General features: G+C 70.4%; 10 protein-coding genes. 9 read left to right on the forward strand and 1 reads right to left on the reverse strand.

The window, feature by feature from the left end:
• Positions 1-367, reverse strand: a 367-nt coding sequence (locus tag NS354_RS11050) for a substrate-binding domain-containing protein (RefSeq protein ID WP_153002194.1), incomplete at its 3' end; no start/stop codon positions are given.
• A gap of 207 nt (positions 368-574) precedes the next feature.
• Between NS354_RS11050 and NS354_RS11055 the strand changes: the two genes are divergently transcribed.
• From NS354_RS11055 to NS354_RS11095, 9 genes are all read left to right on the forward strand, one after another.
• On the forward strand, positions 575-1,687 hold the full coding sequence (locus NS354_RS11055; protein WP_206542608.1) for a Gfo/Idh/MocA family protein: 1,113 nt from the start codon (positions 575-577) through the stop codon (positions 1,685-1,687).
• Between the two features lie 96 nt (positions 1,688-1,783).
• The gene (locus NS354_RS11060) at positions 1,784-2,698 is read left to right on the forward strand and encodes a sugar phosphate isomerase/epimerase family protein (protein WP_058594540.1); all 915 of its coding nucleotides are present in this window, start codon (positions 1,784-1,786) and stop codon (positions 2,696-2,698) included.
• Between the two features lie 2 nt (positions 2,699-2,700).
• Complete coding sequence (locus tag NS354_RS11065; RefSeq protein WP_058594541.1) at positions 2,701-3,462, forward strand: SDR family NAD(P)-dependent oxidoreductase; 762 nt, start codon at positions 2,701-2,703, stop codon at positions 3,460-3,462.
• Complete coding sequence (locus NS354_RS11070) at positions 3,459-4,598, forward strand: DUF4432 family protein (protein ID WP_082678043.1); 1,140 nt, start codon at positions 3,459-3,461, stop codon at positions 4,596-4,598. The genes NS354_RS11065 and NS354_RS11070 overlap by 4 nt, the downstream gene beginning before the upstream one ends.
• On the forward strand, positions 4,595-5,815 hold the full coding sequence (locus NS354_RS11075; protein WP_058594542.1) for a CaiB/BaiF CoA transferase family protein: 1,221 nt from the start codon (positions 4,595-4,597) through the stop codon (positions 5,813-5,815). Before NS354_RS11070 ends, NS354_RS11075 begins: the two co-directional genes overlap by 4 nt.
• Positions 5,812-6,951 carry an extracellular solute-binding protein gene (locus NS354_RS11080; RefSeq protein WP_082678044.1) on the forward strand — a complete coding sequence of 380 codons (1,140 nt, stop codon included), beginning with the start codon at positions 5,812-5,814 and terminating at the stop codon, positions 6,949-6,951. Before NS354_RS11075 ends, NS354_RS11080 begins: the two co-directional genes overlap by 4 nt.
• Complete coding sequence (locus tag NS354_RS11085; RefSeq protein ID WP_058594544.1) at positions 6,948-7,739, forward strand: enoyl-CoA hydratase/isomerase family protein; 792 nt, start codon at positions 6,948-6,950, stop codon at positions 7,737-7,739. The genes NS354_RS11080 and NS354_RS11085 overlap by 4 nt, the downstream gene beginning before the upstream one ends.
• Positions 7,740-7,775: 36 nt before the next feature.
• Positions 7,776-9,008, forward strand: a complete 1,233-nt coding sequence (locus NS354_RS11090; protein WP_241490495.1) for a fumarylacetoacetate hydrolase family protein — start codon at positions 7,776-7,778, stop codon at positions 9,006-9,008.
• 51 nt (positions 9,009-9,059) lie between these two features.
• On the forward strand, positions 9,060-10,070 hold the full coding sequence (locus NS354_RS11095; protein ID WP_153002195.1) for a LacI family DNA-binding transcriptional regulator: 1,011 nt from the start codon (positions 9,060-9,062) through the stop codon (positions 10,068-10,070).
• Positions 10,071-10,224: the final 154 nt, after the last annotated feature.

The following is a 10,224-nucleotide window of genomic DNA, read 5'->3' on the forward strand; positions in this document are numbered from 1 at the left end:
GGGGTGGTGTTGGGCCGGTGGCGGAGGCGGGGTCGAAGAGGATCGCGTCGACGCCCTCGGCGATGAGGTTCTGAATGGCGGCGTTCTGCTGCGCGGCGTCGTTGTCGTTGGTGCGCACGATCTTCAGCTCGACCGTGTCGCCGTAGTCGCGCGCGGCGAGGGCCTGCATCGCGGCGAGGCCCGTCTCCCGCCAGGCCTGGCCGCCGAGCGGCTGCTGGAAGCCGATGACGAACTTGCCGTCGTCGCCGCCCTCCGCGCCCCCTCCGCCGCCCTCGGCGGGGGCCGAGCTGCAGGCTGCGAGGGTGAATCCGAGGGCCGCGATCGCGGCGACGCCCAGGCCGCGGGCGAGGGTGCGTGAGTGCTGCATGCTTTCTCCTTTGAAATCAGACTGCGGGGTGCTGCGCCGCGAGGCTTCGATGCCGAGCGCGTTTCCGAGAGGTTTCGAGAACGTGTTGACGAGCGCTGCGTGGTGACACTAACATCAAAATGGCAGCGCTGCCAAGAGCGCTAACATAACAAATGTGACATGATGGCCGCGGCGCCGCGAGGCGCGAACTTCAAGGAGGAAGTGCAGATGACATCAGCGGTGATGGAGCAGACGGCCGAGGCGTTCGACCTCGAGCCCGACGTGCGCGTGAGATCGCGTTCGCATCCGATCGGAGCCATCGGCGCCGGCGCGATCATGGCCGAGCAGCATCTCGAGGCGTACCGGCTCGCCGGATTCCCGGTCGTCGCCATCGCATCGCGCACCCGAGCCAACGCCGCAGCGGTCGCCGAGCGCTACGGCATCGAGACCGTGCACGAGTCGCCGCGCGACCTGATCCTCGACCCGCGCGTCGAGATCCTCGACATCGCCTTCCCGCCCGATCAGCAGCCGGAGCTGATCAGGCTCGCCCTCGCCCAGCCCCACATCTCGGCCGTACTCGCGCAGAAACCGCTCGCGCTCTCCCTCGACGAGGCCATCGCCCTGCGCGACGAGGCCGCCGCCGCGGGCAAGATCCTCTCCGTCAATCAGAACATGCGCTACGACCAGTCGATCCGCTCGGTCAAGCAGCTGCTCGAACGCGGAGCGCTCGGCGAGCCGGTCTTCGCGGCCATCGACATGCACGCGGTGCCGCACTGGCAGACCTTCCTCACCGAGTACGACCGCCTCACGCTGGCGAACATGAGCGTGCACCACCTCGACGCCCTGCGCTATCTCTTCGGCGAGCCCACCGAGATCTACACCGCCGGCCGGCCCGACCCCCGCACCGAGTTCGCGCACACCGACGGCATCGTGGCCTCGACGCTGAAGTTCGAGAACGGCGTGCTCGCCGTCTCCCGCGAAGACGTCTGGGGTGGCCCGCGGCAGGAGGGCTACGACTCCGACTTCTTCATCTCCTGGCGCATCGAGGGCACCGCCGGGGTCGCGCGCGGAACGATCGGCTGGCCGAACGGCGCACCGTCGACGATCAGCTACGCATCGGCGCACGAGACGAACGGGGAGTGGGTGTCGCCGACCTGGGACACCCACTGGTTCCCCCACGCCTTCATCGGCGTCATGGAGCAGGTGCAGCACGCCCTCGACAGCGGGCAGCCCCCCGCACTCACCGTCGCGGACAACGTGCGCACGATGGCGCTCGTCGAAGCCGGCTACCGCTCCCTCGACGAGCACCGCGCCGTACGGCTCGACGAGTTCGCCCTCTGACCCCGCGCACCGAACCGACCACCACGCCACCCACCAGCACACCCATCACCACACTCAGCACAACACCCACCAGGAACGCAAAGGAGCTCTTCCACCATGATTCAGATCGGCATCTTCTCCGGGTACTTCCCCTACGACCTCGAGACCACGGCGCAGAAGATCCAGGACCTCGGGCTGAACGCCGTGCAGCTCGACCTCCACTTCAAAGACATCGACCTCTCGTCGGGTCAGATCACGAAGGAGAAGGCGAAGCGCGTGCAAGACACCTTCCGCGATCATGACGCGCCGATCTGCGCGATCTCGGGGTACACCAACATCGTGCACCCCGATCACGACAAGCGGCGCTCCAACGTGGAGCGCCTCAAGGAGATCATCCGCAGCGCGCGCGACTTCGGCACCCCCTACGTCATCAGCGAGTCGGGCACCTTCAACGCCGAGAGCGAATGGGACCACGACCCGCACAATCGCAGCGAGGACGCCTACGAGCAGGTGCGCTCCGTGCTCACCGAGCTCGCCCAGGAGGCATGGGATCACGGTGCCACCTTCCTGCTCGAGACCTACGTCAACAACGTGATCGGGTCGGTGCGGGAGACGTCGCGCGTGTTCAACGACATCGACCACCCCGGGCTCGAACTGCTCATGGACCCCACGAACTACTTCGACTCCGGCAACATCGACGACCAGGCGGGAGTGCTGAACGAGGTCTTCGACACCCTCGGCGACCGCGTGCGCATCGCGCACGCCAAAGACGTGAAGCGCGCCGGCGACGACAAGAGCGAGAAGCACGCCGACATCGGCGACGACGACGCGCTCGCCTCGCACACCTTCCGCGGAGTCGGCGAGATCGAACTGCCCGCCGCCGGTCTCGGATCGCTCGACTACGACCTGTACGTGCGCCGCCTCTCCGAGCGCAACCCGAACATCCCGCTGATCATCGAGCACCTCGACGAATCCGACGTGCCCCGCGCGAAGGAGTTCCTCCGCGAGGTGCTGAAGCGTCAGGGCGTCTGAGCATGACCGCACCTGCAGCGTCCGCCGCCCGCTCGGCCCTCGTGACCGGGGCGGGCGGCGCCCTCGGGCGCGCCATCGCCCTCCGGCTCGGACAGGACGGCTACGCGGTCGGCGTGGTCGGCCGCGCGGGCGAGACGCTCCGCGAGACGGGCGCCCTGCTCGACGAGCACGGGATCCCGAACCTCGTCATCGACCTCGATCTGCGCGACACCGCCGCGATCGACGGAGCCGTCGCACACGTGGAGCGCGAGCTCGGCCCGCTCGAGGCGATGATCAACAACGCGGCCATCTATCCCGCCACCCCCTTCCTCGACATCCCCCTCGCCGAGTACGAGGACGTGCTGCGGGTCAACCAGATCGCCTATTTCGCCGGAGCCCAGGCCGCCGCACGGCGCATGGTGCCGCGCGGTCGCGGATCGATCGTCAGCATCGGATCCATCACCTTCCACGGGGGGTGGGAGCATCTCGTGAGCTACGTGTCGACGAAGGGCGCCGCCGTGGGGCTCACGCGATCGCTGGCCCGCGAACTCGGGCCGACCGGGGTGCGCGTCAACGCGGTCTCGCCCGGCGCATTCCCGACGAAGGCGGAGGAGATCAACGGGGACCCCGAGGCCTACAACCGCACGGTGATCGAGAAGCAGTCGATCAAACGCCGCGGACGCAACGAGGAGCTGGCGGCGGTCGTATCGTTCCTGGTCGGGGAGGACGCGTCCTTCGTCACCGGGCAGACGATCAACGTCGACGGCGGATGGGTGATGGAATGAACGACCACGACTGGTTCGGCGCCGCGGTGCGGCAGCCGACGAGCGAACTCCGGCGGCGCAGCGGCGACCTCGCGGCCTTCGCCGAGATCAGAGAAGTGGTGCGCGCGAACGGGCAGGAGCGCGGCGTGCGCTCGCTGCAGATGCGCAACGCCCACGGGCTCGAGATCGAGGTGCTCATCGACCGCGCCTTCGACATCGGCGATGTGCGCTACCGGGGTGTGCCGGTCTCGTGGCGCTCGGGCAACGGCTACCGCCACCCCGCGCTCCACGAGGTCGAGGCGGAGGACGGGCTCGCGTGGCTGCGCACCCTCGACGGCTTCCTCGTGAGCGGCGGCCTCGACCACGCGCTCTTCGGCGGCGAGTACGACGCGTCGCACTACCACTACCCGCCCAAGCAGACGGTGCGGCACGGCCTGCACGGCCGCCTGAGCTCGCTGCCCGCGCGTCTGCTGTCGGTCGACGAGGCGTGGGAGGAGAACGGCGGGGTGCTGCGCGTGATCGGCGAGGTGGTGCAGGCGACGTCGTTCGGCGAGCATCTGCGCCTGCGGCGGACGATCGAGGTCGACGTGCACGGCTCCGGATTCCGGATCGACGACGAGGTGACGAACCTCGGATTCGAGCGCACACCGCACATGTTCCTCTACCACATCAACATCGGCTGGCCGGTGGTCGACGAGGGCTCCGAGTTCTGCGGCGCCGTCGAGGAGCACCTCTGGAAGTCGGATTCCGTCGACGAGCAGGGGGCGCCGTTCGATCGCCTGATCGCTCCCGAGCGGCACTTCGTCGAGCAGGTGTGGGAGCATCGCCTCTCCGCGAGCGAGACCGGCAGCCATCGCGTCGCCCTGATCCGCCGCGACGGCGAATTCGGCGTCGAGCTCGAATGGGATGCGGCGGGGATGCCGCACTTCTTCGAATGGCAGAACCTCCGCGAGGGCCAGTACGGCGTCGGGCTCGAACCGTCGACGCACCACGTCAGCGGCGAGGCCGCCGCGCGCGAGGACGGAAGCATGATCTGGCTCGAGCACGGGGACTCGCGGAGCTACCGCACCGCGGTCACCCTGCTCGACGGCCCGCAGGCCACCGCTGCTGCGCGATCGCGCGTGCAGTCCATCTCAGGGAAGGAGGCAACCGCATGACCACCCCATCAGGTGTGCTGAGCGGCTACCGCGTGCTCGACTGCTCCATCGCGATGGCGGGGCCGTTCGCGGCGCAGCGCCTCGGAGACCTCGGCGCCGACGTGGTGAAGGTCGAGCCCACCGCGGGCGAATGGCAGCGCCACACCCCCGCGGGCGGCGTGACCGGCAACCAGGTGAACGTGTCGTTCCTGTCGCTCAACCGCAACAAGCGCTCGCTCGCGCTCAATCTCAAGAACGCAGAGGGCCGGGAGCTGCTGTACCGGCTCGTCGCTGAATCCGACGTATTCCTGCAGAACTATCGCCCGGGGGTCGCGCAACGTCTCGGGGTCGACTACGAATCCCTGCGCGCGATCAACCCGTCGATCGTCTACGTCTCCATCTCGGGTTACGGCGAGGACGGGCCGTACCGCGACCGGCCCGGGCAGGATCTGCTGCTGCAGGCGATGTCGGGCGCGATGCTGTCGACCGGTGCCGCCGGACAGCCGCCGCAGGCGGCGGGTCAGTACCTCGCCGACGCGGTGACCGCCTCGACGGCGTTCGAGGGGGTGCTCGCGGCACTGCTGCACCGGGAGCGCACCGGGGAGGGGCAGCTCGTGACGGTGAACATGCTCGACGCCATCACCACGCTGCAGATGCAGGAGCTCTCCGTCTACACCGTCGGCGGCGTGCCGCAGCAGCGGAGCGCTCAGCCGCACGCCCACGTCTACATCAGATCGCCCTACGGCTCGTTCCGCACGCAGGACGGGTACATCGTGCTCGCGTTCCCCTCGCTCGACGTGCTCGCCGACCTCTTCGACGACGACTCGCTGCGCGGCCTGGACGACGAGCAGGCGGCATGGAGCATGCGCGACGAGCTGTTCGCCCGCACCGCCCGGGCGCTCGAGCAGCGCACGAGCGCCGAGTGGCTCGCGCTCTTCTCTGAGCGAGGCGTGTGGGCGGGCCCCGTGTACTCGTACGAGGACCTCGTCAACGATCCGCAGATCGCGCACAACGGCACCTTCGTGGAGTACGAGCACCCGACCGAGGGACTCGTGAAGACCCCGGGGTTCCCGTACCGGTTCTCGCAGACCCCGCCGGCGGTGCGCCGCGGGGCGCCGCAGACGGGGGAGCACAGTCGCGAGATCCTCGCCGGGATCGGGGTGTCGAGCGCCGAGGTCGATCGGCTCGTCGCCGAGGGAGTCGTCGCGCAGCTCGATGCGGCGCTGGAGGCGCAGTGAACCGCTACCGAGGGTTGACCTGGGATCACCCCAGGGGTCGGGTGTGGCTCGAGGCGGCCTCCGTGCTGTGGCGCGAGCGCGGCATCGACATCGACTGGGAGGTCCACTCCCTGGAGGGCTTCGAGGCGCACCCGATCGGGACGCTCGCGGAGCAGTACGACCTGATCGTGCTCGACCACCCGCACATCGGCGACGCCGTCGAGGCGGGCTGCCTGCAGCCGATCGAATCGGTGCTCGGCGCAGAGCACCCGGCGCTCGCCCGGGTGTACGCGGGTCTCTCCCTGCGCTCCTACCGGTGGGCGGGCAGCACGTGGGCGCTCCCCATCGACGCGGCCGCCCAGGTGAGCGCTCGCGATGCGACCCGGGTGGATGCCGAGCCCGAGACCTGGTCCGACGTCGAACGCCTCGCCCGAGAGGTGCCGGTCGCGCTCAGCGTCTCGGGACCGCACGCGCTGCTCTCGTTCTTCTCGGCGGCAGCGGCACTCGGAGCCGAACCGGTCGATGCGCCCGGCGAGTCGTGGGTGCCGGATCGCGAGGCGCGCGATGCCCTCGACCTGCTGCGCGCGGTGCACGCGCATGCGGCGCCCGGGTACGACCGGCTCAATCCGATCGCGCTGCTCGAGCACCTCGCCTCCGACGATCCGCTCGCGTACGTGCCGCTCGTCTACGGCTATGTGAACTTCGCCACGCGGGGGAGCGGTGCGCCCGTCGCTTTCGGCGACGCGCCGCGCATCGCGCCCGGCGCGCGCATCGGGTCGACCATCGGCGGCACGGGGGTGGCGATCAGCGGCCGCACCCGCGTGACCGAGGCGCTCCGCGACTACCTCGACTGGCTCGTCTCGCCGCGCACCCAGCGCGCCGTCATCCCCGAGTTCGACGGGCAGCCCGCGCTCGCCGCAGCGTGGAACGACGCCGAGGTCGACGCCGCCGCCGGCGCCTTCTACTCGAGCACCCGCGACACCATCGAGTCCGCCTGCCTGCGCCCGCGGTACGCCGGTTACCCCGACGCCCAGATCGCCGGGTCCGCCATCGTGCGCGCCGCGCTCGCGGGAGACCTCGACTCCGACGAAGCGATCGGGCGCCTCGGCGCGCTCGCCCGCGAATCACGCCGTCACGTACCGGAAGGCACCCGATGAACGACATCACACAGTTCGCGACCGACCAGATCGGGGTCGCCCTCGACGGCTTCGTGCTGACGATCACGCTCCAGCGCCCTGAGAAGCTCAACGCCGTCACCCCGGAGATGTCGCGCACGCTCGAGCGCATCGCCCATGCGGCGAACGACGACGCGGCGATCCGCGTCGTGATCCTCACCGGGGCGGGAGACCGGGCGTTCTGCGCCGGCAGCGACATCCGCACGCTCGACGACTACGCGACGCCCTGGCGGTTCCGCAACCGCATGGACTACTGCGACGCCCTCCACGAACTCCGCAAGCCGATCATCGCGGCGGTCAACGGCTACGCCCTCGGAGGCGGCCTCGAGACGGCACTGATCTGCGACATCCGGCTCGCGTCGACCACGGCGAGGTTCGCCGCTCCCGAGGTGAAGCTCGGGTGGATCGGCGGCGGCGGCATGAGCGCGTTCCTCTCCGCCGCCGCGGGCCCGAGCAACACCGCCGTCATGACGATGACGGGCGACATGATCGACGCCGAGACCGCCCTGCGCTGGGGCCTCGTCAGCGAGGTCGTCCCCGGGGAGGGGCTGCTCGATCGCGCGCGCGAGCTGGCGACGACGATCGCATCGCGCCCGCCCATCGCCGTCGAGACGGCGAAGGCCAACATCAGGGCGGCGTACAACCTGCCGCACGACCAGGCGGTGGCCTACGAACGCGATCTGCAGACCATCGCCTTCGCCACGGAGGACGCTGCAGAGGGGCGACGCGCGTTCGCCGAGCGCCGCGACGGCGTCTTCCGCGGGCGCTGACCGCCGCACCGACACTCAGAACGAACGGGAACGAACATGACCCCAGCAGCGAAGCCCATCGCGCCGACTCCGCGGCCCGCCCCGGAGGCCCGCGGCGCCGCCTGGCCGGCGACCCTCGCGGAGACCCTCCCGCACGATCACGCCGAGGCCACCCTCGTCGGCCGCGTCTGGGACCCGGCCGCGCCGGGCCCGAGCCCCGTGCTGGTGACCGGCGAGACCGTGTACGACCTCTCGCACGTGTACCCGACGGTGAGCGACCTCATGACGGCGGAGGATCCGGCGGCGGCGGCCCGAGCCTCGGCCGGAGCGCCGCTCGGCGCGACGGAGGCGGTGCTCGACGCCACCATGCGCGGCGACCGGCGCTCGCCGACCTTCCTGTCGCCCGTCGACTTGCAGTGCGTCAAAGCCGCCGGGGTGACCTTCGCGGTCTCGATGATCGAGCGCGTCATCGAGGAGCGCGCCCGCGGCAACGCGGAGGAGGCGGAGCGCGTGCGCGCCCAGGTGCTCGGTGTGATCGGTGGCGACCTCGGCGCGATCCGCCCCGGCTCCGCGGAGGCGTCGAAGCTGCAGGAGTACCTCGTGGAGCAGGGCCTGTGGAGCCAGTACCTCGAGGTGGGCATCGGACCCGACGCGGAGATCTTCACCAAGTGCCCGGTGCTCGCCTCCGTCGGCACCGGCAGCGAGATCGGCGTGCTCTCGACGTCGAACTGGAACAACCCCGAGCCCGAGATCGCGCTGATCGTCGACCGCAATGGCAGGATCCTCGGGGCCACGCTCGGCAACGACCTCAACCTCCGCGACGTGGAGGGGCGCAGCGCATTGCTGCTTCCGAAGGCGAAGGACAACACGGCGTCCGGCTCCCTCGGGCCGTTCATCAGGCTCTTCGACGCCTCCTTCTCGCTCGACGACGTGCGGCGGGCCGAGGTGCGCCTCCGGGTCGACGGCGCCGACGGCTTCGAGCTCGACGCGCGGTCGGACATGACGCAGATCAGCCGAGACCCGGCGGACCTCGTGCGCCAGCTCATCGGACCCCAGCACCAGTACCCGGACGGCGCCGCACTGTACCTGGGCACCCTCTTCGCGCCGACCGCGGATCGCGGCGAGGTCGGCGCGGGGTTCACCCACCATGTCGACGACATCGTGCGCATCTCGTCCCCTACACTGGGGACACTGGTCAACCGGGTCGCGCACAGCGAGACGTGCGCTCCGTGGGAGTTCGGAGTCGGCGCGCTCATGCGAAACCTGGCGAGGAGAGAACTGCTGAGGTGAGCGATGCATGCTGATGGCGACCGCCGATCGAGCCGACGGTCCACCCGGAGCGTGACCCTCGCCGAAGTCGCAGCGCACGCCGGGGTCTCGCCGCAGACCGTGTCGCGCGCGATCCGCCAGCCCGACGTCGTCTCCGCCGAGACCCTCGAACGCGTGCAGGAGTCGATCCGCTCCACCGGGTACGTGCCGAACCTCGCGGCGAGCAACCTCGCCTCCAACCGCAGCCGCACGATCGCCGTGCTGATCCCCGCGGTCTCGGCGTCGGTCTTCGCCGAGACCGTGCAGGGCCTCGAGACCGTGCTCGCCCCGCACGGCTACCACCTCTTCATCGGGACGACCGAGTACAGCCTGCAGCAGGAGGAGGAGATGCTCCGCGCCTTCCTCGGCCGGCGCCCCGACGGCGTCGTGCTGGTCGGCACCGAGCACACCCCCGGCGCGCAGGCGCTGCTGAACGCCGCGCGCGTGCCGGTCGTCGAATCGTGGGAGCTGACGCAGCACCCGGTCGACTCGGTGGTCGGCTTCTCGAACTACGCCGCGATGAGCGCGCTGATCGAGCACGTGCACGCGCTCGGCTACCGGTTCCCAATTCTCGCCGGGCAGTTCAGCGGGGGCGACGTGCGCGCGCTTCGCCGCCGCGCGGCATTCGAGGACGGCATGCGGCGGCTGTTCCCCGGCGTGCCCGTGCGCATTCTCGATGCGGGATCGGCCGGCGTCAGCATGGACGCCGGCCGCGACCTCTTCCGCCAGGCGCGAGCCGACTTGCCGCAGGCTGACGTCGTCATGTTCTCGAGCGACGTCTTCGCCGCAGGCGCCGTGCTCGAGGCGATGCGGGCGGGCGTCGCCGTTCCCGGCGAGATCGGCGTGACCGGCTTCGGCGGGTTCGACGTCGGCCAGCACCTGGTGCCCACGCTCACCACCATGCTCGTTCCCAGCAGACGGATCGGCGAGGAGGCCGGGCGCGTGCTGCTCGAGCGCATCGAATCAGGGAACCGGCCCGCCGCTGCGGCGATCGTCGACGTCGGTCACACGCTGGTCGCGGGCGAGAGCACCGCCCAGCAGTAGCGCCCCGTCCGCATGCGGCGGCCCGTGGGCCCGGTCCCGGGGCGCGGGGTCGGTCCCAGGGGCCGCGGGTGGTGTTGTGCGGGTCAGTGCCAGCGGTGTCCCCAGGTGCGGGATTGGCCTGCGGGGGTGATGTGCTGGGGGATGTGGAGGGGGT

It is taken from the genome of Leucobacter chromiiresistens, from assembly GCF_001477055.1.
Lineage (GTDB): Bacteria > Actinomycetota > Actinomycetes > Actinomycetales > Microbacteriaceae > Leucobacter > Leucobacter chromiiresistens_A.

Excerpts from the sequence above, each read along its gene's own strand:
- NS354_RS11055 (WP_206542608.1), top strand. The coding sequence starts at position 575 with ATGACATCAGCGGTGATGGAGCAGACGGCCGAGGCGTTCGACCTCGAG.
- NS354_RS11060 (WP_058594540.1), top strand. The coding sequence starts at position 1,784 with ATGATTCAGATCGGCATCTTCTCCGGGTACTTCCCCTACGACCTCGAG.
- NS354_RS11065 (WP_058594541.1), top strand. The coding sequence starts at position 2,701 with ATGACCGCACCTGCAGCGTCCGCCGCCCGCTCGGCCCTCGTGACCGGG.
- NS354_RS11070 (WP_082678043.1), top strand. The coding sequence starts at position 3,459 with ATGAACGACCACGACTGGTTCGGCGCCGCGGTGCGGCAGCCGACGAGC.
- NS354_RS11075 (WP_058594542.1), top strand. The coding sequence starts at position 4,595 with ATGACCACCCCATCAGGTGTGCTGAGCGGCTACCGCGTGCTCGACTGC.
- NS354_RS11085 (WP_058594544.1), top strand. The coding sequence starts at position 6,948 with ATGAACGACATCACACAGTTCGCGACCGACCAGATCGGGGTCGCCCTC.
- NS354_RS11090 (WP_241490495.1), top strand. The coding sequence starts at position 7,776 with ATGACCCCAGCAGCGAAGCCCATCGCGCCGACTCCGCGGCCCGCCCCG.